The sequence below is a fragment of the Chitinophaga chungangae genome (assembly GCF_017742215.1).
GTDB classification, from domain to species: domain Bacteria; phylum Bacteroidota; class Bacteroidia; order Chitinophagales; family Chitinophagaceae; genus Chitinophaga; species Chitinophaga chungangae.
This window is the reverse complement of record NZ_JAGHKP010000001.1, coordinates 409,344-433,545: the sequence shown is the minus strand read 5'-3', so window position 1 is coordinate 433,545 and position 24,202 is coordinate 409,344. Positions and strand designations below refer to the sequence as shown.

The following is a 24,202-nucleotide window of genomic DNA, read 5'->3' as shown; positions in this document are numbered from 1 at the left end:
GTTGCTGAAACAAGTATTGCGTAACTTCATCATCCTAAATCACCCCATTATGAAACGCATATTGTTAGCACTCACAGCAATGATCGCTGCGCTCTCCGCGCACTCGCAGGACGATGCCGCCATGAAAGCCTGGATGGATTACGCGACTCCCGGGTCTATGCAGAAAATGATCGCCATGGCCGACGGCGACTGGAAAACCGACATGACCTTTTGGATGGCGCCTGGCGCGCAGCCGATGACCACCACGGGCAGCTGCACCAACAAGATGATCATGGGCGGCCGTTACCAGGAAAGCCGTTTTACCAGCAGTATGGACGGGCAGCCTTTCGAAGGCACCGGGCTGCTGGGGTACGACAATGTCCGGAAAATGTTCGTATCCACCTGGATCGACAATATGGGCACGGGCATTATGTATCTTGAAGGAAAGTGGGACGAGGCCACTCGTTCCATCACATTCACCGGCAATGCCACCGACGCGATGGCGGGCAAAGCGATGCCTGTGCGCGAGGTGTTTAAATGGGTAGACGACAATACCCAGGTGATGGAAATGTACATGATGGCCGACGGGAAAGAGTACAAAAGCATGGAATTAAAATTCACCCGCAAATAACGCCATTGTTTCCCCCAACGAAAAAAGCCGCCCCATCGGGACGGCTTTTTTAATATGCTGAACAGTCTTAGCTGATCTTTTCTACCTGCATGAAGTTCAGCTCTACCGGTGTGGCGCGGCCAAAGATCTTCACGGTTACTTTCAGTTTCTTTTTGTCTTCCAGTACTTCTTCGATCACCCCGTTGAAATCGTTGAACGGGCCGTCGATGATCTTGATGGTTTCGCCGACGATGTAAGGCTCGCTCATGGTGAGGCCCTGATCGGAGATCTCGTCTACTTTACCGAGCATTTTATTGACTTCGGATTTGCGGAGAGCGATGGGCTTTTCTTTGCCGAGGAAGTGGATCACGCCGGAAACGTTGCGGATGGCCTGGATCACTTCGTCGTTCATTTTACCGTCGATGGCTTCGATCATCACGTAACCGGGGTAGAAGTTCTTTTCACGCATCACCTTTTTACCGGCCTGCACTTTATAAACTTTTTCCACCGGCAGGAAGATCTGGGTGATAATGCCACCCCAGTCGCCGCGGCGAACTTCGATGTCCAGATATTCCTTTACTTTCTTCTCTTTGCCACTCACCACGCGCAGCACGTACCATTTGGTTTCCTGAGTGGGCTGAGTGGGGTTTTGGGCTTCATCCATTATGAAAACAGTTTATAGTATTGCGTTAAAACAAGGTGAGAGGCACTGTCCATCCCCCATACCATCAGGGTGATGATGATAGTGGCGATCAGAACGATCATGGTAGAGGATTGCAGCTCCCGCCAGGTGGGCCAGGATACTTTATGAACCAGTTCGTAATATGATTCCCTGAAATAGCTGAAGATTTTGTTCATCGTAATAAGTTATCCTGATATGAACGATAAAAATTGCCGTGGAGAAAAATTGCAGGTGTTCCGTAAAAAACCAGCAATTTAACTTTCCGGCAATTCATTTTTTATTCCGCACGGGTACTAGGATTCGAACCCAGATCAAAGGTTTTGGAGACCCGTATGCTACCGTTGCACCATACCCGTATTCAAAAAAGCCATTAGCCGTAATGTTCGTCTCAGCAAATATAATCTACTATTGATTACTTGTTACTTGCTAATGGACTTTTTTTATGTGACCAGTATTGCTACTGATTATTTCAGGATCTCAGTTACCTGACCAGCGCCTACGGTACGGCCACCTTCGCGGATAGCGAATTTCAGACCTTTTTCCATAGCGATCGGCTGGATCAGTTTAACGGTCAGGCTGATGTTATCACCAGGCATCACCATTTCAACACCTGCAGGCAGTTCAACCTCACCGGTAACGTCAGTTGTACGGAAGTAGAACTGGGGACGGTATTTCTGGAAGAACGGCGTGTGACGGCCACCTTCTTCTTTGCTCAGTACATACACTTCGCATTTGAAGTCGGTGTGCGGAGTGATGGAACCGGGCTGGCAGATAACCATACCGCGACGGATCTGGGTTTTCTCAATACCGCGGAGCAGCAGACCGGCGTTGTCGCCAGCTTCACCTTCGTCCAGCAGTTTTTTGAACATTTCCACACCGGTGCAGGTAGATTTCAGTGATTCGGACTGCAGACCTACGATCTCAACGTTCTCACCAACTTTGATGCGACCGCGCTCGATACGACCGGTAGCAACAGTACCACGACCGGTGATGGAGAACACGTCTTCCACAGACATCAGGAACGGCTGGTCAACCGGGCGGGGAGGCAGCGGGATGTAAGTATCCACAGCTTCCATCAGCTCTTCGATCTTAGCAACCCATTTAGCGTCGCCAGCGAGAGCGCCGGTAGCAGAACCCTGGATGATGGGCACATTGTCGCCATCGAAACCATAGGAAGACAGCAGTTCGCGGAGCTCGATCTCAACGAGTTCCAGCAGTTCCGGATCGTCTACCAGGTCTACTTTGTTCATGAATACAACCATACGGGGTACACCTACCTGGCGGGCCAGCAGTACGTGCTCCTTGGTTTGCGGCATCGGACCATCTGTAGCGGCAACCACCAGGATAGCACCGTCCATCTGGGCAGCACCGGTAATCATGTTTTTCACATAGTCAGCGTGACCGGGGCAATCTACGTGCGCGTAGTGACGGTTTGCTGTCTGGTACTCAACGTGTGCTGTATTGATGGTGATACCTCTTTCTTTTTCTTCAGGAGCCGCATCGATCTCGTCATATCCTTTCTTCTCAGCCAAGCCCTTGTTTGCCAGAATTGTAGTAATGGCAGCAGTCAAGGTAGTTTTACCGTGGTCAACGTGACCGATGGTACCAATGTTAACGTGGGGTTTATCCCGCTTAAAGGTTTCTTTTGCCATTGTATTTTTTTTTAAGATGGTTTGTAAAGATTACTTTTTTGATATTAGTTTTTTAGTAAAGCAAATCACAACAAACTTGAGCCCGTCACAGGAATTGAACCTGCTCCTCCCCGATTTGTTCCCGGGATGCTCATCCATTGAGCTTACCGGCTTTGTTAAACTTCAAATTTCGGACACCCGGCCCCGAACTTCCTTTTACGGACCATCCGGCTACCCTGCATCCGAAACTCTTTTGAGCTGTTGATGAGAATTGAACTCACGACCTCTTCCTTACCAAGGAAGTGCTCTACCCCTGAGCTACAACAGCATGATCTTTTTCTGAGCGGGAGACGAGGTTCGAACCCGCGACCTACAGCTTGGAAGGCTGTCGCTCTACCAACTGAGCTACTCCCGCATACTCAATTACGAACTACGCGCATTCATCAACCCCGGGCAAAAAAACCCGTAGTGACCAACTTGCCGTAATCCGCAATGAAAAATTGGTGTGGGCAGGACAGGATTCGAACCTGTGAAGTCGAAAGACAGCGGATTTACAGTCCGCCCCATTTGGCCGCTCTGGAACCTGCCCAACTTAAAAATTTCTCGCGCCAGGCCTAACCCCGGAAAACACTTGCGAGCCAGCAGAGGGATTCGAACCCCCGACCCACTGATTACAAATCAGTAGCTCTGGCCAACTGAGCTATGCTGGCAATTTCTGTCAAGAAAAAGTTTCACATCCTGTAAAAGGAGCCGCAAAATAAATGTGAATCTTTTTAAGAAACAAATATTTTTTTAACCCCGGGAAAGTGCCCCTTCAACTCAATTCAAGTCGGCTAAAATGCCCTACAGTAAAGAACTTTACTACCTTCACCGATCCCTTTTTGAATCGGGATGGCAAAGGTAGTAAAGAGAAAATTAATTCCAAAATATTTTTAGGATTTTAATGTAAATTCTTCTCCTTCTGACGTTTGATCTGGGTAACAAGGCTGTCAAACGCTAAGTCGAAGGACTCCTCGAAGGATTTGCTCTCATGCTTTACAAAGAAGTCGTGACGGGGGATATGCACTTTAATTTCGGCAATCTTGTCTTTTACCTGGTGGGCTAACTGATCTAATTTTAAAAAAACTTCTACATTCACGATCCGGTCATAAAAGATGGAAAGCTTCTGAATTCTCTTATTCACGTGATCAATGAGTTTGGCGTCGGCATCAAAACGCACAGTTTGAATTTGAACATTCATAGCACTAAAATTTAACATTTAACAATCTAGTTTCAAGCACGTAACCATCAATCATAGGCGTATTTTTTTATGTAAAGAACCGATTACTAATTTAACAAACTTTCCTTCCCTTTCCTATTTTGGTCAGAAAAATTTTGTTAAAATCCTCTCCGGCAATACTACCCCATATTTCCCCGCCCGCAACTGATCCGCATCAGCCCGGGTGCATTCATTTGTCAATAAAATGCTTGATACCGATCATTCACGCTTTGGGATGCGCCTGCTGATGCACTTTCTTCAGCTTCTCGATCGTATTGTGCGTATATACCTGCGTGCTCGCCAGGCTCGCATGGCCCAGCAATTCCTTCACCGCGTTGATGTCCGCCCCGTTGTTCATCAAATGTGTCGCAAACGTATGCCGCAGCACATGCGGGCTGCGTTTCGAAATGGTCGTTACCCTGTCCAGTGCCTCCCTTACCGTACGGTATACAAACGCCTTCGTGATCCCCTTACCGTTCGCCCGCACCAGCAGCTGCCCCGTTTCCGCACTCCCGACTTCCTTGCGCCGCCTTTCGTCGTATTCCCTGATCATCGCCATCAAAGGCCGGCTGAGGGGAATAATGCGCTCCTTATTGCCTTTCCCGAGCACTTTCATCTGGCTGTTGCTCAGGTCCATGCTGCGATGCGTAAGCCCCAGCAACTCCGCCTGGCGGATGCCGCTCTGGTACAGCAATTCCACGATCAGCCGCCGCGTGGCGCCGTCGAAATCGTCTCCAAACAGCCGCTCCCCTTCCGATTGGTTCTCTTCCACCTGCCGCATGGCCTTTTCGTCGACGAACACGGGAAGGCGGCCCCGCATTTTCGGGCTCACCACTTTCGCCATCGGGCTTTGCGCCAGCTCGCCCTTGCGCAGGGCGTATTTGAAAAAGGATTTAAGGGTGGAGATCTTCCGCCGGATAGTGGCCGGCGTAACGGGCCCGGGCTGTTTCTTTTTGTTTTGGGAAGGATGTTTGGGCTCCAGGCCCAGGGCCAGCCACGATTGAATATGGAAATGGGTCAGCCGGTCCAGCGGCAATTCCCCGTATTGCAGGGAGAGATAACGGAAAAACTGGAGGAGGTCCAGCCCGTAAGACTGTACCGTATGCTGCGAATAACGTTTCTCCAGCTCAAGATAAGCCAGGAATCCCTGTGCGACCGGCGGTAGTTCATTCATGACCAACACAAAAAAATTGATGACTGTAAAGTTATCGAAAACCTTACAATCATCAATTTTATGTATTCAGATTTAAATACTGGCTCGTTACTATACGTCATACTTGCCGGTAGCCACCTGCTGCTTGTAAACAGCTTTCAGCACCTGGGTGCGGCGACGGATAGACGGCTTTGTAAATGACTGACGCTCTCTCAGTTGCAGCAGAATTTTCGCTTTCTCAAATTTCTTTTTATACTTTTTGAGCGCTTTGTCAATGTTTTCGCAATCTTTGGAATCGATAATTAACATAAATCTCCTTTAAAGTTTTTTACGGACGGCAAAGATATGTATTCCTCTTTTATTTGCCAAATTTCCACGCTCCCCTTCCCGAATTTTCTTTCCAACCGTTCCCGCTTCGCCCCGCCGGCAATGCGGACTGCAAAATTAGGCGATTCGTCAGTAACTTTGTGGATTATGTTTACAGGAATCATCGAAACGATGGGGACCGTTGCCGCGGCCAAACCTTCCGGCGGCAACCTGGAGCTGACCATTCACTCCCCCCTGGCACAGGAATTAAAGATAGACCAGAGCGTATCTCATAACGGCGTTTGCCTGACCGTGACCGCGGTGGACGAGCGGCAATATACCACCGTGGCGGTTGCCGAAACCCTGCAGAAGACCAATCTCGGCAGCCTGCGGCCCGGCCATTCCGTGAACCTCGAAAGGGCCATGGTGTTCAACAGCCGGATAGACGGGCATATCGTTCAGGGCCATGTAGACGGCACCGGCGTATGCGAATCCGTTTCCGCGCAGGATGGCAGCTGGCTGTACCGCATTGGCTTCGACCCGGAATTTGCGCCGCTGATCGTGGAAAAAGGCTCCATCTGCCTCAACGGCATCAGCCTTACCGTGTTCGACATCGCTACAGACGCCTTTTCCGTGGCGATCATACCGTATACTTACGAGCATACCAATATCCAATACCTGCAACCCGGCGATACCGTGAACCTTGAATTCGACATCCTGGGCAAATACGTCGCCCGGCAGTTAATCACACGCGCAAGCCATCCCGTCACAACATGAACCCGAACTTAACGCAAAGCCTCGGCATGAAATACCCACTCATCATGGCCCCCATGTTCCTCGTGAGCAATGAAGCCATGATGAAAGCGGCCATCCGCAGCGGCATCGCAGGCACTTTCCCTTCCCTCAATTACCGGAAGGAAGGCGAGCTGCCCGCACTGCTGGAAAGGCTCAACGAAACGAAAGCACAATACCCGCAAGGCACTTACGGGGTGAACATCATCGTGCAGAAAACGAACCCGCTCTATAAAAAACACCTGGACGCCTGCGTGGCGGCCAAAGTGCCGTTTTACATCACCTCGCTCGGCAACCCGCGCGACGTAACCGAAGCCGCGCACAGCTACGGCGCCAAAGTGATCTGCGACGTAACCAACCTCGCGCACGCCGAAAAAGCCGTGCAGCACGGGGCAGACGCGTTTATTGCCGTCAGTTCCGGCGCGGGCGGCCATGCCGGCCCCTACCCGATGCATGTGCTGGTGCCCGCTTTGAAAAACGCCTTCCCCCACATTCCCGTGGTAGCCGCAGGCGGCATCGCCTCCGGCCGGCAGATGGCCAGCGCCATGGTGCTCGGCGCAGATGCCGTGAGCATCGGCACCCGCTTCATCGCCAGCGCGGAAGCCGCCGTGAGCGAGGAATACAAACAGGCTATCCTGGAGCACGGCATGGAAGACATCGTGCTTACCGAGCGCCTCTCCGGCACGCCCTGCAACATCATCAACACGCCAGCCGCGCAGAAAATGGGCTATAAACAGACCGGCTGGGAAAAATGGCTCGGCCGCAACCCGCGCACCCGCAAGTATTTCAAGATGATGGTGCAGATGAAAGGCATGAAACTGCTCGAAAAAGCCGTGAAGCCCAACAATTACCACCAGCTGTGGAGCGCCGGCCAAAGCGTGGAAATGGTGAACGACGTAATGCCCGTGGAAGAGATCGTGGCGCGGCTGATGGAAGAATATGACGAAACGCTGCGGTCTTTCCGTTGAGGCGCACAAAACACATTATCTTTGCAAAATGCCCGAAACACAAAATTTCCAGGAAGGCGCAGTGCTGTTGATCAATAAACCGCTCACATGGACCTCGTTCGACGTTGTGCGCAAGATCCGCAATACCACCAAAGCCAAAATAGGCCACGCAGGCACGCTCGATCCGCTCGCTACCGGGCTGCTCATTTGCTGCACCGGTAAAATGACCAAAAAGATCAACGAATACCAGGCGCAGGAAAAAGAATACACCGGCACCTTCACCCTCGGGTCCGTTACCCCCACCTACGATCTTGAATCGGAGCCGCAGGACCATCAGCCCGTGCCCGGGCTGGACAAAGCCGCGCTGCAGGCCATCGCAGACCGCTTCACCGGCCCGCTGCAGCAATTACCCCCCATTCATTCCGCCATCAAACAAAACGGCAAACCGATCTACCACCTGGCGCGCCAGGGCGTGGAAGTAAAGGTGGAACCGCGTTCCATCGTTATCCATGTTTTCGAGATCACGGCGGTGGAATTACCGGTCGTGCATTTCAGGGTGCAATGCAGCACGGGCACTTACATCCGTTCGCTGGCGCACGATTTCGGCGCCGCCGTTGGCTGCGGCGCGCACCTGAGCAGCCTTTGCCGTACCCGCATCGGCGCGTTCAGGCTGGAAGACGCCGTCGAGGTAACCGATTTCATTGAAAAATATAAAAAAGCGCAGGAGCATCAGAACGGGTAGCCGATCGCTACGTTCCAGATGATGTTTTCCCGCCTCCAGCGGCTGTCTCCAAGCATCCATTCACCGATGTACCAGCCGCTTTTGTTTTGTGTGGGATAAGGTTTTTTGAGCGGTATGCCCCAGTCGAGGCGTATCACGAAATAGCTGAAATCCAGCCGCAGGCCCGCGCCCGTGCCGATCGCCAGTTCCCGGTATAGGTTCTTGAACTGGAACTCGGCGCCCGCGCGCAGCGTATCTTTCTTCAACATCCAGATATTGCCGAAATCGAGGAAGGTGGCGCCTTTCAGGTACATACTGCCGCCGAACAGGCGCAGCAGGTCGAAACGGTATTCCACGTTGCCTTCCAGTTTCATGTCGCCCGTCTGATCGGGGAACAGCTGCGCGGTGGCCGTGGTATCCACGAAAGAGCCGGGGCCCAGCGTGCGCAGCCGCCATGCGCGGATGCTGTTGGGGCCGCCCGACGTAAACTGCCTGATGTAAGGCAACACATCGCTTTTACCGTACGGAATGCCCACGCCTGCGTACGCACGCGTAGCCACGGATGTTTTCGGGTAGTTCCAGTAATGGCGGTAATCCGCTTCCAGCCTGATAAACTGGGAGATCTTCACTTTCGCCAGCGTTTCCAGGTTCTGGTTGCCGCCCGTTACACCGCTTACCAGGCTGTTCACCCCTTCCAGCCACAAACCGGATTCTTCCGCCGTTGCCCTGAAAAAGGTATTCTGTCTTTTATGGAAAAGATCGTTGTTGCTGAACGTAAAAGTAGCCGCTTCGCCGCCGATGAACGCCGGCTCGAAGCTCCTTTGCAGGTAAGGGTTTTCGTCTACCACGTCTTTTTTGAAGTTCGGGTTGAGCGACACGCCCACGTAATTGAGCGTAAAAGGTTTCAGGTTCCAGCTTTTATAGATCGATTCGCGCCATTCGTAACCGAACGCGCCGTTTACCGTGCGGATGTTGAACTTGTCGATACGCCGGAGATTGTTGAAACCCGCGGAGATCCTCGTTTTGGAGGTGGAGCGGTTATTTTGCCGCACGCGGAACGGGATCATGAAACGCGGCAACACCAGGTCTGCATTGATCCCATATTCCTGCGCCTGCATCTCGAATTTATTGTCTTCGTTACGGATCACTTCCAGGCCGCCTTTCAGCGTAATGTGCAGCTCGTTGGCCGCGCGGTTGAGGTTGAAGTGACGGTAACCGAAAGACAAACCGCTGCCCAGGAAATACTGGCTGCCGGTGGTAAGGTCTATGTTGGCGCTCAGCTCCTGCTTTTTGCGGGGCGTAAGCTGGATGTATGCGTCCAGTTGCTGGGCGCTGTCTTTCACATCTTTGTACTGCACGTTCACGAACTGCCAGATGTTGAGATCGAACAGGCGGTTCACCGTGTTGTTGTATTCCTCCGTCGAATACCGCGAGCCGGGCCGCAGCTGGATAGCGCGCGTGAGCACTCTCGGCCGGATGATGTTCTGGTGGTATTTGATCGTCAGGAAGCGGCTGTTGGTGGTGCTGAAGGTGGAATCGGTGATGCTTTCCTGCAGCAGGATGTCCGGGAAAACATAAATTTTACGGATGTAGAACAGCTTCGTAAGATCATTGGAGGAATCTTCCGGGTTTTTGATCACCACGTCCACATCCAGCGTGGGCTTCTGATCGGCGCTGAGCACGGAAGGCATTACCTCGAAAGGGTTCAGCGGGTCTACGAACAACGATTTATTGAGCGTGTCTACCGTAAAAGTGATCAGGTCGCGGTTGAACTTAAAATACCCCGCGTCGCGGATGAGGCGCATGAGGCGCTCGCGCTCGCTGCTCAGGTCAGACGCTTTGTACGGCGCGTTCACATGCAGCAGCGAAAACCGTTCGCCCTCCTTTACCACGCGCGCAATGGCTGTGTCCGGGATGTCGTAGGTGATCTTTTTGATCACGAAATTTTTGCCGGTGTTGACTTTATAAGTGACGGAAGTTTTTTGTCCCTTGGTTTCAGCGTTGTACCCGACGGTGGCGTAAAAATAGCCCTGGTTGTTGAGGTAAGACACCATTCGTTCGGCCGATTCCTTCGTTTTCATGGAATCGTAGATCACCGGGGCCTGGAGATTCCGCTCGCTGAGCATGAGGTTCCAGAACCAGTTCCTTTTTTTCTCGTAGTTCTTCTGGTTGTAAAGCCACACTTTCAGCCGCGTGCCCAGCACCTTTTGATTAGGCTGCTGCAGCATGAGGGAGCGGGAATTGAGGTCGTTCCTGACATCCGTTTTTTCGGTGGAGGAAAGTTTCCCTTCGATGTCTACGCCCGTTTTGGTGAGGAGGCTCTGGTCTTTTTGAAGATACCGCGTGTTGGAGCACGCGCTCAGCAACAGGCACACCATCAGCAACACAACCGGTCCCGGCACATTCATGTATGATGGGTATGTCTTTTTCTTCACTGGTGCATTGAATTAACGGGTATCTGATAAGGCCCGGAGTACGGGGTTGTTGGCTGAATGCCGGATTTCTTGTAGGTTTGACCCCATGTTATCAAAGGCGCAAATTAAATATATTGTCTCATTACAGCACAAAAAATACCGTCAAAAATTTGGCCAGTTTGTGGCTGAGGGAGATAAGATCGTGCAGGAACTGCTCCAGGACCGCCCGGACGTAAAAGCCGTGTATGCCACGCGCGACTGGCTGCTGGACCACCGGGAACTGGCTGAAAGCGCCGTCGATATTGACATTCAGGAAGTGGAGCCGGCTGTGCTCAAACAGCTTTCTTCCCTTTCCACCCCCAACCGCGCGCTTGCGCTCGTCAACATCCCCAAAGCCCCCGCCCTTCAGCCCGAAGGCAACATTACCCTCGCCCTCGAAACCATACAGGACCCCGGGAACATGGGCACTATTATTCGTATAGCCGACTGGTTTGGCATCCGTCAGATCGTGTGCTCGCCAGACAGTGCGGACGCGTTCAACGCCAAAACCATCCAGGCCACCATGGGCAGCATCATGCGTGTACCCGTGATCGTGCACGGCATCGCCGAACTGCTCGATAAGTATCCAAAAATTCCCTCCTATGCCGCCACCCTTCATGGCGACAATATCATCCATACCAAAACCATCCGCGAAGGCATTATTCTTATCGGCAACGAATCCCGCGGCCTCAGCGAAGAAGTGCTCCGGCGCAGCAGTCATCACATCACCATTCCCCGCAACGGCCAGGCTGAATCTTTGAACGCCGCGGTAGCCGCCGGTATTATCTGCGGCCGCCTTCTTATTTGAACTGGATCGCTTTTACCGGCAGTATCCGCCGGATCAGCAGGCTCGGGATGATCAGTACCAGCACGCATATCAGCAGGGTTCCGCCGTTTATAAGCGCCACTTTCCACCATTGTATCGCGATCGGGGCAACGGACATGTAGTACGATTCTTCCGGGAGTTTCAGGAAACCCGTGTGCTGCTGCAGCAGGGCCAGCCCGATGCCCAGCACGTTGCCGATCACGATGCCCGCGAGCGTGATGTAAGCCGCCTGGTAAATGAAAATGCTTTGTATGGCTCCGTTGCGCATGCCCAGCGCTTTCAGGATGCCCACCATGTTCGTGCGCTCCAGGATCAGGATCAGGATGGCCGTGATCATGTTGATCACCGCCACGATCACCATAATGACGAGGATGATGATCTCGTTCTTATTCTGCAGTCCCAGCCAGTCGAAGATGTTGGGGTATACTTCCTGCATGCTGCGGATGGCCAGCTCGCTGGGCAGCAGCTCCCCGATCTGGCTGCGGGCGCTGTCTATCCTGCGGTAATCGGTCAGGAACACTTCGTACCCGCCGATCTGGTCCGGCTCCCAGTCGTTGAGCCGCCGGATGAGGTTGATGTCGCCCACGATATAGGTCTTATCGTATTCCTCGATGCCCGTTTTATAAATGCCGCAGATGCTGAGCTTGCGCGCGCGCGGCGCCTCCCCGTCGCCCCGCATGAAATACACGATCACCGCGTCGTTCAGCTTCAGCTGCAGCAGGGCCGCAGTGGTGGCGGAAACGATCACTTCGGAGGCGTACCCGCTGTCTGTAAACCTTATCGGGCGGCCTTCCTGGAGAAATTCCATTTTGGTGCCCGCGCCCACGCCTTTGAAGATCATGCCTTCCGTTTCCCTTCCTTTTTTGACGATCACCGATTTAGTAGCGAACTCGTTCACGGCGGTCACCATCGGCAGGGCCAGCATTTGTTTGCGGAAGGCCGGCTCCTCCGGGAAAGGGGTTTGTTCGGCCAAAGCGCCGAGGTTCATCTGGTACTGGGTTACGTGCATATGCCCCCAGAAACTGAAGATTTTCTCGGAAATGACCTGCTGGAAACCATTGATCATTGCGGTAGCCACGATCATGATCGCCACGCTGAAAGCGGTAGCGGCCAGGGCGATGTTGATGATGAATTTGGTGAAGGAAGAGAACCGGTTAAAGGCAATCCTTCCGGCAATAAACATGGATACGCGCATGATGCAATTTAACAATTTAGAAATTCATTGTAAATTACAGTTATGAGGACAGTTGCACTTATATGCTTCGCCGTTACCGCGATATTCATTCATGGAAACGCAAAGGCCCAGGAAAACAGGATCACCGCGGATCATATTTATCACCAGAACATTAAAACGGTCAAGTTCACCCCGCCCGGAGACTATCTCGGGCTCCCTATCATCCAGCTCAACAGCGGCGAAACGCTCGAGCTGCATTTCGACGACCTGATGAACGAAGTGAAAACGTACTATTACACGCTCGTGCTTTGCAATGCGGACTGGACGCCCGCCCAGCTCAACACCATCGAATACCTGCGCGGCTTTTCGGAGAACCAGATCAGGGATTACCGCTTCTCCAGCATCGCGCTGCAAAAATATGTGCACTACAAAGTGAGCATTCCCAATCAAACCTGCCAGCCTACCAGGGCCGGCAATTATCTCCTGAAAGTTTACCTGGACGGAGATACCACGCATCTCGCCTTCACCCGCAGGCTGATGGTGATCAATAACCGGTCCGGCGTTACCGGCTGGATCTCGCAGCCCACCAATCCCAAACTTTTCAGGAACAGCCAGAAACTGAACGTACAGGTGAACACCAAAGGCCTGAACATCCAGAACCCCTTCGACCAGCTGAAAATAGTGATCATGCAGAACTTCCGCTGGGACAATGCCATTACCAACATCAAACCGATGTTCATCAAAGGCGATGTGATCGAATATAACGCCGAGCAGGACTGCATCTTCCCGGCCATGCGCGAATGGCGGTGGGTAGACCTCCGCAGCTTCCGCCTGCAAACGGAAAGGGTGGCCAAAACCGACTACAAACGCAACGGCACCGATGTGCACGTTATGCCGGATTTCCCGAGAGACAACATGGTGTATCAATACCTGAAAGATATTAACGGCCTGTTCTATCCCGCCACTATAGAGGATTACGACCCGAATTTCGAAGGGGATTACGCACGGGTGGATTTCACCTTCCCCGTAAAAGAGCCCTACGCCGGTTACGATATGTACATCTTCGGGCAGATGACGGACTACGAGTGCAACGACTTCAACAAAATGACCTGGAACGGCGCCAAACAGGCCTATGAAGGCGCGTTGTTCCTGAAGCAGGGGTATTATAATTACGTGTACGGGCTGATCGATAAAAATAACAACCGGTTCAGTACGGAATATACGGAAGGAAACTGGTGGGAAACGGAAAACGCGTACACCGTGCTGGTATACTACAAAGCGCTTGGCGGCCGCCACGACGAGCTGGTGGGGCAATTGCGGCTAAACTCGCTGATCAACCGGATGCGGTAAACAAAAAACAAAATATTTAAAAGGCGCTGCTTGAAGTTCATGCAGCGCCTTTTTTAGTTTCATCAGGGGGTCAAAGGATCGGCCTGGTAAACGCTTTGCCGCAGCTTCACGATGTTGGCCGCGCCGCGTTTGATGATGATGCGCGTACCGCGGTCGTACGTAAGGTAACGGTAACTCCAGTTGATCAGCACGACCAGTTTGTTGCGGAAGCCCAGCAGGTTTAGCAGGTGTACGATCATCCACGCCACCCAGGCGATATAGCCGCTGAGGCGGATGCCTGCAAATTCGGCCACGGCCCTGTTGCGGCCGATGGTTGCCATGCTGCCGAGGTCGGTGTATTTGAAAGGTTTCATGCCGCCGCCTTTCAGGGAAGACTGCAGGTTTTTACCAAGCTGTTTGCCTTGCTGCATCGCTACCTGCGCCACCATGGGGTAACCTTTGGGAAAACGTTTGTCGTTCAGCATCTGCGCGATGTCTCCCACTGCAAAAATATTGCCGGTGCCGTTAACGAGGTTCACATCGTTGACATTCACGCGGCCGTTGGGCAGCAGGGCATCTTCGGGCAAACCGGCGAGGGCCATGCCTTTTACGCCGGCGGACCATAACAGCGACTGCGTTTCGATCACATGGCCGTTGCTGAGCAGCAGGTTTTTACCGTCGTAATCTTTCACCGCGGTGTTCGTGAGCACTTTTACGCCGATATGTTCGAGGCTTGCCAGGGTTTTTCGGCTGGTTTCTTCGGCCATGCCGGCCAGCACGCGCGGCCCTGCCTCGATGAGGTAAATGTCCATCAGGTGAAGCGGCAGTTCCGGGTAATCTTTCGGAAGAATGTATTTGCGCAGTTCGGCGAACGCCCCGGCCAGCTCTACGCCGGTAGGGCCACCGCCTACCATCACGAAATTCAGTTTCGGGCGGATCTCCGCTTCCTCTTTCAACAGCAGCGATTCCTCGAATTGTTTCAGCACGTAGTTCCTGATCTGTACGGCCTCTATCAGCGATTTCATGCCGATGGCGTGTTCTTCTATCAGTTTATTGCCGAAAAAGTTGGTATTGCTGCCGGTAGCGAGCACGAGGTAATTGTACCGGATGTCGCCGATATTGGTTTCCAGCGTACTCTGCTCACGGTTGATGTTTTTTACTTCCGCCATCCGAAAAATGAAGTTTTTCTGGCGTTTGAAGATGCCCCTGAGAGGGAATGCGATGCTATCGGGTTCCAGGCCGGCCGTGGCTACCTGGTATAAAAGGGGCTGAAAAAGATGATAGTTGTTCCTGTCCAGCAGCACTACCTGCACAGGGGCCCTTTTCAGGGCTTTGGCCAGGTTGATGCCCGCAAATCCGCCGCCAACGATTACGACCCGGGGAAGGTCTGAGTCCGGAATGTTCGGTTGTATCATGATTTGTATGTTTTGGATAGTACAACATCAGTCTCAAATGCCATACCATCGGAATTGTTTCCCAAAATTACAAAACTTTCAGTATAAAATGAAAGATTTGAAAATAAAGCTGTGTTAAATATAAAAAGGGCGCGCCATTGGCACGCCCTTCCCCTGTTATTTTTCGTTTTTAAAACCGCGGTTTTAGGCCGGCATTTTGAGCACGAGGTGCAGCGCCGCCGCCAGCAAAGCGCCGATGGCCGGGCCCACAATGGGAATCCAGGCATAACCCCAGTCGCTGTCCCGTTTGCCTTTGATCGGCAGGATGGCATGCGCGATGCGCGGCCCCAGATCGCGGGCGGGATTGATGGCGTAACCGGTAGGCCCGCCGAGCGACAAACCGATGCCGAGCACCAGTAAAGCCACCGGCAGCGCGTCTACCGCGCCGAGGCCCACATCGCCTTTGGTGATGTAAAAGACCCCGAAAATGAGTACAAAAGTTCCCACAATTTCCGTCACCAGGTTAGGAATGGTGCTGCGGATGGCCGGGGCGGTGCAAAAAACGGCCAGTTTGCCGTTCGCATCGTCCGTAACGTCGAAATGTTGTTTGTAAGTGGCGTATACCACGCAGGCGCCGATAAATGCGCCCAGCATCTGCGCGGCAATGTACACCGGCACCTGTTCCCAGGGAACGGAGCCCGCTACGGCCAGCGCCAGCGTTACGGCGGAATTGAGATGGGCGCCGCTGTAGGCTCCCACGGCAAATACGCCTACAAAAACGGCCATGGCCCAGCCCATGGTAATAACGATCCAGCCGCCGTTCTGCCCTTTGCTTTTGTTTAATACGCAGTTGGCCACCACCCCGTCGCCAAGGATGATCAGCAGGGCGGTTCCGATAAGTTCTGCCAGGAAAATTGACATAGTTGGTCTGTATTTTCAGTGAAGGATTATTGTTCGTCTGCCCAAACTTTCGCGGCTTTTACGGCGCGTTCCCAGTTTTTGGTGAGGGATTTCCGTTTGGTTTCGTCCATGGAAGGCTTGAACCTTGCATCTTCCTGCCATTGCTGGCGGATGGTGTCGATGCTGTCCCAGAAGCCTGTGGCCAGACCGGCGAGATAGGCCGCGCCCAGCGCGGTGGTTTCCGTTACTTTCGGGCGCACCACCTGCGATTCCAGGATGTCAGCCTGGAACTGCATCAGCAGGTTGTTGGCCGTTGCGCCGCCGTCTACGCGCAGTTCCTGGATATTCAGGCCGGCGTCCGCCTCCATGGCTTTCAGCACGTCCATGGTCTGGTAAGCGATGCTGTCCAGCGCGGCGCGGGCGATATGCGCGTCTTTGGTACCGCGCGTCATGCCCACGATGGTTCCGCGGGCGTATTGGTTCCAGTGGGGCGCCCCCAGGCCGGCGAATGCGGGCACGAGGTAAACGCCGTCCGTATCTTTCACCTGGGCAGCCAGCGCCTCAACGTCTGCCGAATGGCGGATGATGCCCAGCCCGTCGCGCAACCATTGCACTACGGCGCCGCCGATAAAGATGCTGCCCTCCAGCGCATAATGCGTAGTGTTGCCAATGCGCCATGCGATGGTGGTAAGCAGGTTATGGGTGGAAGTGATGGCTTTTTCGCCGGTGTTCAGCATCATAAAACAACCGGTGCCGTAAGTATTTTTCACCATGCCCGGCTCGGTGCACATTTGCCCGAAAAGCGCCGCCTGCTGGTCTCCCGCGATACCGGCGATCGGTATTTCGAAGGGGGTGAGCGTGGCTTCCGTATGCCCGTACACTTCGCTGGAAGGCCGTACGTCCGGCAGCATGGAAGCGGGAATGCCCATCAGGTCCAGCAGGCTCTGGTCCCACTCCTGTTTATGAATATTGTACAGCATGGTGCGTGAGGCGTTGCTCACGTCGGTAACATGCAGTTTGCCTTTGGTGAAGTTCCAGATCAGCCAGGAATCAACGGTCCCAAAGGCCAGTTCACCCGCCTCCGCCTTTTTGCGGGCGCCTTCCACGTTGTCCAGTATCCATTTCACTTTGGTGCCGGAAAAATATGCGTCTACGATCAGGCCGGTTTTGGAACGGATGTCTTCGGCAAGACCTCTCGCCTTGAGCTCGTCGCAATAGGCCGCGGTACGGCGGTCCTGCCAAACGATAGCGTTATACAGCGGTTTCCCGGTGGCGCGATCCCACACGATGGTGGTCTCCCGCTGGTTGGTAATGCCCATGGCGGCGATCTGGTCGCCCGTGGTGCCGGCTTTTACGATCACTTCAGCGGCAACGCCGGCCTGGGTAGACCAGATCTCGTTCGGATCGTGCTCCACCCATCCTGGCTGGGGATAGATCTGGTTAAATTCCTTCTGCGCTACGGCTACGATATTTCCCGCCCGGTCAAAGATAATAGCGCGGGAGCTGGTGGTTCCCTGGTCGAGGGCCATAATGAATTTTGCTTCCATCGAAAGTGTTCTGGCTATTTTAGGTGATTTAAGTATAGTTTAACGTGGTACATTGTTTTACGAGGTAGTAAGATACATGTAATAAATTAAAAGTAAAAAAAATTTCGGGGAAGGGGCAAATTGATCGGGCAACATTTGGTTAAGCCCGCAGAACGGGCCTGGCGCGGGGTTAGTGGCGGGGCTGCGCGAAAGGTTTTGAAAGGAAGGTGGATGTTGGAAAAACAAGTGCCTGCCGGGAGGCAGGTGGGAAAATGCTGAAGGTTTGAAAGGTAGACGGATGTTGGAAAACAAGTGCCTGCCGGGAGGCAGGTGGGAAAAGTGTTGAAGGTTTGAAAGGAAGGCAGGGGCGTTCGGAAACATGTACCTGCCGGGAGGCAGGTAGGAAAAGTGTTGAAGGTTGAAAGGAGGGACGGGTGTTGGAAAATGTGTACCCGGTGGAGCCAGGCGTTTTAAAAAGAAAAAGAGCCGTCCTGGTGAGAACGGCCCTTTTATACATGAAAAATTATCGTCTTCGGATTACATCTTTTTAGCGTCTTCCAGGAATTTCGCCAGGCCAATGTCTGTCAGCGGGTGTTTCAGCAGGCCGAGGATAGAATCCAGCGGGCAGGTGCATACATCAGCGCCGCTTTCAGCGCACTTCACAATGTGGAGGGCGTTGCGGATGGAAGCTGCCAGGATCTCGGTTTTGAAGCCCTGGATGCTGTAGATCTGCGCGATCTGCGCGATCAGCTCAACACCGTCCCAGTTGCTGTCGTCGATACGGCCGATGAACGGAGAAACATATGCGGCGCCGGCTTTGGCGGCCAAAATGGCCTGACCGGCGGAAAATACGAGGGTGCAGTTGGTCCGGATACCGTTTTCGGTGAACCATTTGATGGCTTTTACGCCGTCTTTGATCATCGGCACTTTCACTACGATGTTCGGGTGAATGGCAGCCAGTTTTTTACCTTCTTCGATAATGCTGTTGAAGTCGGTGGAAAATACTTCCGCGCTAACGTCTCCTTCCACCAGTTCGCAGATCGCTTCGTAGTGTTTCATGATGGCAGCTTCGCCTTTGATCCCTTCCTTGGCCATGAGCGAAGGATTGGTGGTCACGCCGTCCAAAATGCCCAGGTCGTGCGCCTCCTGGATCTGCGCCAGGTTTGCTGTATCAATAAAGAATTTCATATTGAGAAAATTTTATGCTTGTTGTTAAAAAAAGATCACGTGACGCCCTTCTCCGAACATTCCGGGCAATTCGAACAAACCAACAAACTAATTTCGGAAATAATAAGGAGAGAAATCGGCCATAAAGGGAAAAAAAATGGCAAGTTACTTATATCGCACCGCTACAACCACCTACCCTTGCTACATTCCTGTCCTGGGGGAGTTCAGCAGGAGCTGGTCGTATAAGACTTGCCGTTGCAAAGGTAATTCAATGCCTATTAATTTGCAAATTATTCCAAAGCTGTTTTTCGGCCTACTCCTCTTTTTTCTTCCGCGAAGGTTTTTTGTAAAGGTCGCGCGCATCCTGGATAATGAGCGATTCGTCGTCCGGCAGTATTTTCACCGGTATCTCGGATGCCGCGTTGATGGCCTGATTGCCGCGATATACCGCTTTTACCGAAATGCTGCGCGTAAGGCTGTCGTTCTGCGGGATCAGCAGGTCCTGCCCGATTATTTTTCCTTTGTCCGCAAAAAGCCTTACCCGCGAAGTATCCAGCGGGTAAATGCGGCCGCTGTTGTAAATGCCTTCCACGTTGAGATAAAAATGAATGCCTCTTTTCAGGCTGTCTGCATAATGATGAAACCGTATGGCCGTGAGAAACGGCAGCTGGAGGTAGGTTTCATGCTGTTTGCCAGGCTGTTCGGCCAGCGTTACCAGCAGGCGCATCCGGTAATTGTCCGGCCTGATGGCGTTGCGGTTGAATCGCAGCACGCCGTTATTACATTCGCCGTAAGGCGTTTCCACTTTTACCTGGCTCCAGCGGAGGTCGCCTTTGAGCAAACCGGCCGTACGGCGCTTGCTGCTGTCCGCATACGTCACGATCAGCCCGATGGGCGTAGTGCTGTAGAGCTCCGCCACGGAGCCGGAATCGTACACGGCCGTCACGTACGCCACGCTCTTTTGCTGAGCGGCGGCAGGCAGCGCCAGTAATAAAAGGAAAATCGTTCTGAGCATGTTCTTCATAGGCTAAAACCATTCCAAAAATAAGGAAAGGAACAATTGCTGCAATCGGGGCAGCGGGACTTGAAAAAATAATTCTATTTTCACGGAATTTTAGGAACAACGCATGTCATTACCGCAACATTCAGATGCCACCCTGCGCTACCAGCAGCAGGTAGAAAACTCGAGGAATTACGTACTCCCTTTCATCGCCCGGGAATTTCCCGGCCTGCGCGGCCTCCGCGTTATGGAGATCGGCTGCGGCGAAGGCGGCGTGCTCACGCCTTTTCTCGAACAGGGCTGCGAATGCGTGGGGGTAGACCTGTGGCCCGAGCGTATCGAACTGGCGAAAGGCTTTCTCGGTAATTATGCAGACGGCGGCCAGCTGCGGCTGATCGCAAAAAATATTTATGATGTGGACTTCTTCGGCGAGTTCCGTCATGCTTTCGATATCATCATTCTCAAAGACGCCATCGAGCATATCCCCGACCAGCACAAACTGATCGCTTATCTGAAAGAATTGCTCAGCCCGCGCGGACAGGTGTATTTCGGTTTTCCGCCCTGGTACATGCCGCACGGCGGCCACCAGCAGATCTGTCAAAGCAAGGTGCTCAGCTTCCTGCCTTACATCCACCTGCTCCCCCGCCCCCTTTACCGCGGACTGCTTAAAGCCGCCGGCGAAAGCCAGGGCACGATACAGGAACTGATGGAACTGGTAGACACGGGCATTTCCATCGAGCGGTTCGAAAAGATCGCGAAAGAAACGGGCTACGAGATCACGCAACGGAAATATTACCTGATCAACCCGATCTATAAATACAAGTTCAAACTCAAGCCCAGGGAGCAATTCGGCTGGCTGAAAGGAATTCCTTTCGTGCGGAATTTTTTTACGACGTGTATGTATTATATGATTAAGCCGAAGGGTTGAGATGGGAAAAATCTTTCAGCGTCTTTTGAAACGATAGCATCTTGTCGTTTGTCCACGGGCCGGATTCGCGTTGGATGAAATAATCCTTTCTCCTGTAAACGATCTGTACTTCCAGGGCACTCCATCTGTCCGCAAAAACGTCCTGCCTGACATTCAGCTTTACATCAACGTTACTTTTTCCATTGTTCATATATTGAAGAACGGTTTTCAATTCCACCAGCTTTTTCTCCGGCCAGAAAACAGATCGAGGGAAGCTAATATCATAGGCGGGATGTATTTACAACTCAGGCGTTCCATATCTCCCAGCTTGCTTCGGCCTGCAGCACGAGCATTTCGTGGCCATTCTTCACCGCGGCCCCTTGTGCGGCGCCGTTTTTCATAAACTGCGTTTCTGCCGGGTTATAGATCAGGTCATAATAAAGATGTTGCGCGCCCGTAAATTCATACGGGATAGGCGGAGCGTCGATCTCGTTGGGGTACATGCCCAGCGGCGTGGTGTTCACGATCAGCGTGTGCTCCCGTATGATGGTTTCGGTGAGCGCTTCGTACGGAACGGGGCCGCTGCGGCTTACTTCGGTGTATTGAATGCCCATTTGAGCGAGCGAATATTTTACCGCTTTCGCCGCGCCGCCGGTGCCCAGGATGAGCGCTTTGGTGTGATGCGGCTGCAACAGCGGCTGCAGGGAGCGGCTGAAACCGGTCACATCGGTATTGTTGCCCGTGAGTTTGCCGTTTTTGCGGCGGATGCAATTCACCGCGCCGATGGCTTTCGCGGCATCGCTCAGCTCGTCGAGGTAAGGGATCACCGCCTGTTTGTAAGGAATGGTGACGTTGAGGCCCTCCAGCTCTTCGTATTGCCGCCACAGGCCGGGAAACTCTTCTATCGCGGGAATGGGAAAGTTTTCATAAACACAGCCGGTTATGTTTTCTTTGCTGAACTTGTCCGCAAAAAAACCTTTGCTGAAGGAATGAGAAAGCGGGAAACCGATGAGGCCGAATAAACGCACGGGTGACGACGGATTATAAAATGAAAGGATTGCCGGAGGCCGGCAATCCTTGTATAAAAAGTTATTCTTTATCGAGGAAAAGGTGGAAGGTATCCCCGCGAAGCCCTACACGCATCGCTTCCAGCGGTATCACTTCGTGCGGCGCGAGGTTGCCGAGGTTGGCGTTGCAGCCCACCAGCTCGAGGAAATAGAGCTGCTGGTCTTTCTGCGGCGCTTCCCAGATGATCTTTTCAGCGGGTATCTGCGTGAGTATCTCCTGCACCAGCCCTTCGCGCACTTCGCCGGAACCGCGGTAAATGCCCACGTTGCCGCCTTCGCGCGCTTCCGCGATCACGTAGGTGGCGCCTGCCGACAGCTCGGCGCGCATCAGTTCGATCCATTTGTAGGGAGGAATGATGTGCTCGGCATCTTTGGAACCCACTTCGCTTAGTACGGTGCCGTGTTTGGTAAGTTTTTCGATATAGCCGCATTTTTCCGCGTGCGGTATGGTAATGGAGCCGTCAGACACTTCCATCCAGGAAATACCGTAATCTTTGATCACTTTCACGTATTCTTCGAACTGGTTCCTGATGAGGAAGGCTTCAAACAGGGTGCCGCCGAAATAAACGGGGATGTTGGCGGCCTGGTACAGTTCGATCTTTGTGCGCAGGTTAGGCGTTACAAACGACGTTCCGAATCCCAGCTTCACGATATCCACATGTGGCGCTGCGGCCGACAAAAAGTTCTTCGCTTCTTCAACACTGAGCCCTTTGTCCATCACCATGGTAAGGCCGAAGCTACGTGGCTGGCTGGTTCTTTCAGGAATTTGCGTCAGATTAAAATTCATTTTTTCACTGATTTTATTCTTCTTAATGGTCTTTTCCTACCAAAATACAAAGCTATGCCTACCTGTATTGGATTGGTTTTTCCGTTTTTTATTCCGGTGCCCCAAAATAAAAAACCGCGGCAAAAATAAGAAGTAATACGATAGAAGGAGCAAAAAATGACTTAACGTTTACGCCTGTACCTTGCAATAAGCTCTACCACAGCGGTATGCTGCAGGATAGACGGGTCCAGTTCGAGCATTTTTTTCACCTGCCTGGGATGCAGTTGCAGGGCGGTTTCCAGTTGTAGCAGTCCTTCTTTGGTTTTACCGACGGCAATGAGAATGACCGCTTTATAGAACAGGAACACCGGTTTGCGGCCGATTTTGGCTTCCGCCGCTTCCAGTTGGGTAAGGGCTTCTTCCACATGGCCGGCGGCGTAAAGGCCGCGGATGAACTCTTTCCAGGCCTGGGCGCTGTTGGGCCGGAGGCGCACCGCGCTGAGGAACTGCACGAGGGCTTCCTTGTCCATGCCCAGCTGTAGGTAACACTGGCCGAGGGTGATATTGTATTCCGCGCTGTGTTTGTTGATGCGCAGGGCGGACTGGAGGGACTTGATGGCGTTTTCCCAGCTTTCTTCCGTCATGTACGCCTTGGCGATCTTCAGGTACAGCTTATCGTCGTGCGGGCTGAGGTGGGATGCCTTGCGGTAATAATAACGGGCCTGGGTGAACTTGCGCATTTTTTCGTAGCAGTGGCCGATAGCCTCGTAGATCACATCTTCGGGTTTGGCGATCTCAAGGTGTTTCTGCAGCACTTCGATGGCTTCGTTGTATTTGCGCAGGTGAATATAGGCATCGCCCATGTTGCGGTAAGCGTAATCGAACTTTTCATCGATCACGACGGCGTACTGGTAGGCGTCGATGGCTTTTTCGTACAGCTTGAGGCCCTGGTAAGCCGTGCCCAGGTTGAACCAGGCGAGCTGGTTGTAAGGGTGGTCGTTGATGATATTGGTATGCAGGCGGATACTCTCCTCGTTGCGGCCGGTAAATTCCGTCCAGAAGCAGATCTTGTGGAGCGCTTCCTCGTTGTTGGGATCGTATTCCAGCAGGAGTTTGAGGCAGTCGAACACTTTTTCGAATTCCTCCCAGTCGTCGTACACGTCCGCCAGTTCCAGCAGCAGGTCGGTACGGTCTTCGCCGTCGAACACCTGGATCTGTTCCTCGAGCAGGGCAGCGGCTTTTTCGTGCTGGTTCATGGCGAGGTAAACGTCTGTTTTGAGGATATACAGGTTAATATCGTTACTGTCCAGCAATGCGGCTTTTTCCAGCAAAGCGAGGGCTTCACGGTATTTTTTGGTTTCGATCAGTAAGGCGGATTTTTTCAGGAGGAGAGCGGAAGAGAAGGGAAACTGCTCGATGGCGATTTCCACAGCCTGAAGGGCATTGTTGAGTTCGTCGTGCTCATCATAATAATCGATGATCTGTTCAAACGAATCCTCATCCAGGAAGGCGTGGGAACGCCCTTCCTTTAGATTTTCAAATTGCTGAAGCAGGTCCCTCAAATCTTCAAAATCCTCGTTAAACTCATTAAATGATGGGAAGTCGTGATTCATT

General features: G+C 52.7%; 24 protein-coding genes, 5 tRNA genes and 1 other RNA gene. 7 read left to right on the top strand and 23 right to left on the bottom strand.

Features of this window, described 5'->3' with window-relative positions; genetic code table 11:
• The first annotated feature begins 49 nt into the window (after positions 1-49).
• Complete coding sequence (locus J7I43_RS02005; protein WP_209142695.1) at positions 50-610, top strand: DUF1579 domain-containing protein; 561 nt, start codon at positions 50-52, stop codon at positions 608-610.
• Between the two features lie 67 nt (positions 611-677).
• Here J7I43_RS02005 and nusG read toward each other — a convergent pair whose 3' ends face one another.
• The 11 genes from nusG to rpsU form a co-directional block, all read right to left on the bottom strand.
• Positions 678-1,253, bottom strand: a complete 576-nt coding sequence (nusG, locus tag J7I43_RS02000; RefSeq protein ID WP_209142693.1) for a transcription termination/antitermination protein NusG — start codon at positions 1,251-1,253, stop codon at positions 678-680.
• Positions 1,253-1,447, bottom strand: coding sequence for a preprotein translocase subunit SecE (gene secE / locus J7I43_RS01995; RefSeq protein ID WP_120516843.1), 195 nt, complete (start codon positions 1,445-1,447; stop codon positions 1,253-1,255). The genes nusG and secE overlap by 1 nt, the downstream gene beginning before the upstream one ends.
• Positions 1,448-1,556: 109 nt before the next feature.
• Positions 1,557-1,627, bottom strand: a tRNA-Trp gene (locus J7I43_RS01990).
• 108 nt (positions 1,628-1,735) lie between these two features.
• Positions 1,736-2,923 (bottom strand): elongation factor Tu, encoded by a 1,188-nt coding sequence (gene tuf, locus J7I43_RS01985; protein ID WP_209142691.1) that lies wholly within the window; start codon positions 2,921-2,923, stop codon positions 1,736-1,738.
• Between the two features lie 235 nt (positions 2,924-3,158).
• Positions 3,159-3,230 (bottom strand) — tRNA-Thr (locus tag J7I43_RS01980).
• Between the two features lie 14 nt (positions 3,231-3,244).
• Positions 3,245-3,317, bottom strand: a tRNA-Gly gene (locus J7I43_RS01975).
• Positions 3,318-3,408: 91 nt separating this feature from the next.
• A tRNA-Tyr gene (locus tag J7I43_RS01970) sits at positions 3,409-3,491 on the bottom strand.
• 47 nt (positions 3,492-3,538) lie between these two features.
• A tRNA-Thr gene (locus J7I43_RS01965) sits at positions 3,539-3,612 on the bottom strand.
• Between the two features lie 230 nt (positions 3,613-3,842).
• Positions 3,843-4,142, bottom strand: coding sequence for an HPF/RaiA family ribosome-associated protein (locus J7I43_RS01960; RefSeq protein WP_209142689.1), 300 nt, complete (start codon positions 4,140-4,142; stop codon positions 3,843-3,845).
• A 241-nt stretch (positions 4,143-4,383) separates the two neighbouring features.
• A complete protein-coding gene (locus J7I43_RS01955) occupies positions 4,384-5,334 on the bottom strand; it encodes a tyrosine-type recombinase/integrase (protein WP_209142687.1) in 951 nt (316 codons plus the stop codon).
• Between the two features lie 90 nt (positions 5,335-5,424).
• Positions 5,425-5,622 carry a 30S ribosomal protein S21 gene (gene rpsU, locus J7I43_RS01950; RefSeq protein WP_120516847.1) on the bottom strand — a complete coding sequence of 66 codons (198 nt, stop codon included), beginning with the start codon at positions 5,620-5,622 and terminating at the stop codon, positions 5,425-5,427.
• A 165-nt stretch (positions 5,623-5,787) separates the two neighbouring features.
• Here rpsU and J7I43_RS01945 point away from each other — a divergent pair, with 165 nt between their 5' ends.
• From J7I43_RS01945 to truB, 3 genes are read left to right on the top strand one after another with little or no spacing between them, the layout of a single operon-like run.
• Positions 5,788-6,396 (top strand): riboflavin synthase, encoded by a 609-nt coding sequence (locus J7I43_RS01945; RefSeq protein ID WP_209142685.1) that lies wholly within the window; start codon positions 5,788-5,790, stop codon positions 6,394-6,396.
• A gap of 26 nt (positions 6,397-6,422) precedes the next feature.
• Positions 6,423-7,379 carry an NAD(P)H-dependent flavin oxidoreductase gene (locus J7I43_RS01940; RefSeq protein ID WP_209142683.1) on the top strand — a complete coding sequence of 319 codons (957 nt, stop codon included), beginning with the start codon at positions 6,423-6,425 and terminating at the stop codon, positions 7,377-7,379.
• 28 nt (positions 7,380-7,407) lie between these two features.
• The gene (truB, locus tag J7I43_RS01935; RefSeq protein ID WP_209142681.1) at positions 7,408-8,100 is read left to right on the top strand and encodes a tRNA pseudouridine(55) synthase TruB; all 693 of its coding nucleotides are present in this window, start codon (positions 7,408-7,410) and stop codon (positions 8,098-8,100) included.
• On the opposite strand, the gene tamL is transcribed toward truB, so the two are convergent.
• Entirely contained in the window at positions 8,088-10,487 is a 2,400-nt protein-coding gene (tamL, locus tag J7I43_RS01930) for a translocation and assembly module lipoprotein TamL (protein WP_209142679.1), read from the bottom strand. The genes truB and tamL overlap by 13 nt on opposite strands.
• A gap of 112 nt (positions 10,488-10,599) precedes the next feature.
• On the opposite strand from tamL, the gene J7I43_RS01925 reads away from it, so the two are divergent.
• Entirely contained in the window at positions 10,600-11,340 is a 741-nt protein-coding gene (locus tag J7I43_RS01925; protein ID WP_236023275.1) for a TrmH family RNA methyltransferase, read from the top strand.
• On the opposite strand, the gene J7I43_RS01920 is transcribed toward J7I43_RS01925, so the two are convergent.
• Positions 11,333-12,553, bottom strand: a complete 1,221-nt coding sequence (locus J7I43_RS01920) for an ABC transporter permease (RefSeq protein ID WP_209142675.1) — start codon at positions 12,551-12,553, stop codon at positions 11,333-11,335. The genes J7I43_RS01925 and J7I43_RS01920 overlap by 8 nt on opposite strands.
• 42 nt (positions 12,554-12,595) lie before the next feature.
• Here J7I43_RS01920 and J7I43_RS01915 point away from each other — a divergent pair, with 42 nt between their 5' ends.
• Positions 12,596-13,882 (top strand): type IX secretion system plug protein, encoded by a 1,287-nt coding sequence (locus J7I43_RS01915; RefSeq protein WP_209142673.1) that lies wholly within the window; start codon positions 12,596-12,598, stop codon positions 13,880-13,882.
• A 62-nt stretch (positions 13,883-13,944) separates the two neighbouring features.
• On the opposite strand, the gene J7I43_RS01910 is transcribed toward J7I43_RS01915, so the two are convergent.
• The 6 genes from J7I43_RS01910 to J7I43_RS01885 all read right to left on the bottom strand — a co-directional run bounded on the left by J7I43_RS01910 (position 13,945) and on the right by J7I43_RS01885 (position 19,863).
• Positions 13,945-15,276 carry an NAD(P)/FAD-dependent oxidoreductase gene (locus J7I43_RS01910; protein ID WP_209142671.1) on the bottom strand — a complete coding sequence of 444 codons (1,332 nt, stop codon included), beginning with the start codon at positions 15,274-15,276 and terminating at the stop codon, positions 13,945-13,947.
• 183 nt (positions 15,277-15,459) lie between these two features.
• Positions 15,460-16,176 carry an MIP/aquaporin family protein gene (locus J7I43_RS01905; protein WP_209142669.1) on the bottom strand — a complete coding sequence of 239 codons (717 nt, stop codon included), beginning with the start codon at positions 16,174-16,176 and terminating at the stop codon, positions 15,460-15,462.
• A gap of 26 nt (positions 16,177-16,202) precedes the next feature.
• Positions 16,203-17,702, bottom strand: a complete 1,500-nt coding sequence (glpK, locus tag J7I43_RS01900; RefSeq protein WP_209142667.1) for a glycerol kinase GlpK — start codon at positions 17,700-17,702, stop codon at positions 16,203-16,205.
• A 516-nt stretch (positions 17,703-18,218) separates the two neighbouring features.
• Positions 18,219-18,869 carry a fructose-6-phosphate aldolase gene (gene fsa / locus J7I43_RS01895; protein ID WP_209142665.1) on the bottom strand — a complete coding sequence of 217 codons (651 nt, stop codon included), beginning with the start codon at positions 18,867-18,869 and terminating at the stop codon, positions 18,219-18,221.
• Positions 18,870-19,003: 134 nt separating this feature from the next.
• An RNA gene (gene ffs / locus J7I43_RS01890) (signal recognition particle sRNA small type) lies at positions 19,004-19,103 on the bottom strand.
• A gap of 58 nt (positions 19,104-19,161) precedes the next feature.
• Positions 19,162-19,863 (bottom strand): hypothetical protein, encoded by a 702-nt coding sequence (locus J7I43_RS01885; RefSeq protein ID WP_209142663.1) that lies wholly within the window; start codon positions 19,861-19,863, stop codon positions 19,162-19,164.
• Positions 19,864-19,975: 112 nt separating this feature from the next.
• On the opposite strand from J7I43_RS01885, the gene J7I43_RS01880 reads away from it, so the two are divergent.
• Positions 19,976-20,776 (top strand): class I SAM-dependent methyltransferase, encoded by an 801-nt coding sequence (locus J7I43_RS01880; protein ID WP_209142661.1) that lies wholly within the window; start codon positions 19,976-19,978, stop codon positions 20,774-20,776.
• Here the strand turns inward: J7I43_RS01880 and J7I43_RS01875 are convergent.
• The 4 genes from J7I43_RS01875 to J7I43_RS01860 all read right to left on the bottom strand — a co-directional run bounded on the left by J7I43_RS01875 (position 20,760) and on the right by J7I43_RS01860 (position 24,201).
• Entirely contained in the window at positions 20,760-20,966 is a 207-nt protein-coding gene (locus tag J7I43_RS01875) for a hypothetical protein (protein ID WP_209142659.1), read from the bottom strand. The genes J7I43_RS01880 and J7I43_RS01875 overlap by 17 nt on opposite strands.
• A gap of 94 nt (positions 20,967-21,060) precedes the next feature.
• Positions 21,061-21,783: a shikimate dehydrogenase family protein gene (locus J7I43_RS01870; protein ID WP_209142657.1), complete on the bottom strand. Its 723-nt coding sequence runs from the start codon at positions 21,781-21,783 to the stop codon at positions 21,061-21,063.
• Positions 21,784-21,844: 61 nt separating this feature from the next.
• Positions 21,845-22,609 (bottom strand): phosphosulfolactate synthase, encoded by a 765-nt coding sequence (locus tag J7I43_RS01865; protein WP_209142655.1) that lies wholly within the window; start codon positions 22,607-22,609, stop codon positions 21,845-21,847.
• A gap of 161 nt (positions 22,610-22,770) precedes the next feature.
• Entirely contained in the window at positions 22,771-24,201 is a 1,431-nt protein-coding gene (locus tag J7I43_RS01860) for a tetratricopeptide repeat protein (RefSeq protein WP_209142653.1), read from the bottom strand.
• Position 24,202: the final 1 nt, after the last annotated feature.

Bases quoted from the DNA above. Each gene is read 5' to 3' on its own strand.
- J7I43_RS01925 (WP_236023275.1), top strand. From the start codon at position 10,600: ATGTTATCAAAGGCGCAAATTAAATATATTGTCTCATTACAGCACAAA.
- J7I43_RS01945 (WP_209142685.1), top strand. From the start codon at position 5,788: ATGTTTACAGGAATCATCGAAACGATGGGGACCGTTGCCGCGGCCAAA.
- rpsU (WP_120516847.1), bottom strand. From the start codon at position 5,622: ATGTTAATTATCGATTCCAAAGATTGCGAAAACATTGACAAAGCGCTC.
- J7I43_RS01905 (WP_209142669.1), bottom strand. From the start codon at position 16,176: ATGTCAATTTTCCTGGCAGAACTTATCGGAACCGCCCTGCTGATCATC.
- J7I43_RS01960 (WP_209142689.1), bottom strand. From the start codon at position 4,142: ATGAATGTTCAAATTCAAACTGTGCGTTTTGATGCCGACGCCAAACTC.
- J7I43_RS01865 (WP_209142655.1), bottom strand. From the start codon at position 22,609: ATGAATTTTAATCTGACGCAAATTCCTGAAAGAACCAGCCAGCCACGT.
- J7I43_RS01910 (WP_209142671.1), bottom strand. From the start codon at position 15,276: ATGATACAACCGAACATTCCGGACTCAGACCTTCCCCGGGTCGTAATC.
- J7I43_RS02005 (WP_209142695.1), top strand. From the start codon at position 50: ATGAAACGCATATTGTTAGCACTCACAGCAATGATCGCTGCGCTCTCC.
- J7I43_RS01860 (WP_209142653.1), bottom strand. From the start codon at position 24,201: ATGAATCACGACTTCCCATCATTTAATGAGTTTAACGAGGATTTTGAA.
- J7I43_RS01940 (WP_209142683.1), top strand. From the start codon at position 6,423: ATGAAATACCCACTCATCATGGCCCCCATGTTCCTCGTGAGCAATGAA.
- secE (WP_120516843.1), bottom strand. From the start codon at position 1,447: ATGAACAAAATCTTCAGCTATTTCAGGGAATCATATTACGAACTGGTT.
- truB (WP_209142681.1), top strand. From the start codon at position 7,408: ATGCCCGAAACACAAAATTTCCAGGAAGGCGCAGTGCTGTTGATCAAT.
- J7I43_RS01875 (WP_209142659.1), bottom strand. From the start codon at position 20,966: ATGAACAATGGAAAAAGTAACGTTGATGTAAAGCTGAATGTCAGGCAG.
- J7I43_RS01955 (WP_209142687.1), bottom strand. From the start codon at position 5,334: ATGAATGAACTACCGCCGGTCGCACAGGGATTCCTGGCTTATCTTGAG.
- nusG (WP_209142693.1), bottom strand. From the start codon at position 1,253: ATGGATGAAGCCCAAAACCCCACTCAGCCCACTCAGGAAACCAAATGG.
- tamL (WP_209142679.1), bottom strand. From the start codon at position 10,487: ATGAATGTGCCGGGACCGGTTGTGTTGCTGATGGTGTGCCTGTTGCTG.
- J7I43_RS01915 (WP_209142673.1), top strand. From the start codon at position 12,596: ATGAGGACAGTTGCACTTATATGCTTCGCCGTTACCGCGATATTCATT.
- tuf (WP_209142691.1), bottom strand. From the start codon at position 2,923: ATGGCAAAAGAAACCTTTAAGCGGGATAAACCCCACGTTAACATTGGT.
- J7I43_RS01885 (WP_209142663.1), bottom strand. From the start codon at position 19,863: ATGCTCAGAACGATTTTCCTTTTATTACTGGCGCTGCCTGCCGCCGCT.
- J7I43_RS01920 (WP_209142675.1), bottom strand. From the start codon at position 12,553: ATGCGCGTATCCATGTTTATTGCCGGAAGGATTGCCTTTAACCGGTTC.
- glpK (WP_209142667.1), bottom strand. From the start codon at position 17,702: ATGGAAGCAAAATTCATTATGGCCCTCGACCAGGGAACCACCAGCTCC.
- J7I43_RS01880 (WP_209142661.1), top strand. From the start codon at position 19,976: ATGTCATTACCGCAACATTCAGATGCCACCCTGCGCTACCAGCAGCAG.
- fsa (WP_209142665.1), bottom strand. From the start codon at position 18,869: ATGAAATTCTTTATTGATACAGCAAACCTGGCGCAGATCCAGGAGGCG.